Origin of the sequence: Pseudoalteromonas sp. SG45-5 (assembly GCF_014164085.1) — a bacterium.
GTDB classification, from domain to species: domain Bacteria; phylum Pseudomonadota; class Gammaproteobacteria; order Enterobacterales; family Alteromonadaceae; genus Pseudoalteromonas; species Pseudoalteromonas aliena.
This window is the reverse complement of record NZ_JACJEM010000140.1, coordinates 1-749: the sequence shown is the minus strand read 5'-3', so window position 1 is coordinate 749 and position 749 is coordinate 1. Positions and strand designations below refer to the sequence as shown.

1 protein-coding gene is annotated in these 749 nt (G+C 42.7%); it reads right to left on the bottom strand.

Annotation, left to right across the window (positions count from 1 at the left end):
• On the bottom strand, window positions 1-692 hold a 692-nt coding region (locus H5119_RS19995; RefSeq protein WP_182703481.1), incomplete at its 3' end, for a transposase.
• Between the last annotated feature and the right edge of the window lie 57 nt (window positions 693-749).

Genomic DNA, 749 nt, shown 5'->3' with positions numbered 1-749 from the left:
ATTTGACGTGGCATGCCTGCAAAGCGGAGTAATTGTTTTGGCTGCTTGCCTTCTTTTGCGCATATTAGCCGTACTTGAGCACTGGTATGGTCTGATTCTTCTGGTGTCTTTGCCATTTTGGCTCTAATGGGGTTTAAATCTACATACGCCATGCAGGCCGCCAATGCGGCTTCATCCAATAATGCTTGTGAACTAAATCGTCCCTCCCAAAACCTGCCAGTGCAGTTATCTTCTTTATTTGCCCTGCGCGCAATGTCTTCATTTAACACCCGCATAAACCAGCTAATACTTGATAGGCGCTCTCGATATTCCTTTACTGTTTGATTAAAAAAGATAAGCTCAACTTTGCTTAGCCTTTCACCCTGTATGTACTTTTGCGTTAACAATGTGCCTTTGCACAGCTTGTGCCAGCGAATAACAATCGCTTTATCATTCAGCCTATTCGCTTTTTTATCATCAACATACAGGACTAAATGGGTGTGGTTACTCATTACGGCATAAGCACAGACATCAATGCAAAATACCTTAGCTAACTCAAGCAGTTTGTCTTCAACCCACCCTCTACGATGCTCGTAAGATTGACCCGTAAAATAGTCTTCACCACATAAAAATGCACGGCGTACGCAACGTGATATACAGTGGTAGTACTTTGTATCAACCAAACTTACTTGACGCTTTCTTGCGATTGCCATAAGACACCCTGCTTGTTTTTTGCACTGAACAAAGCCTAGTACTTAGTTCGCCAAACT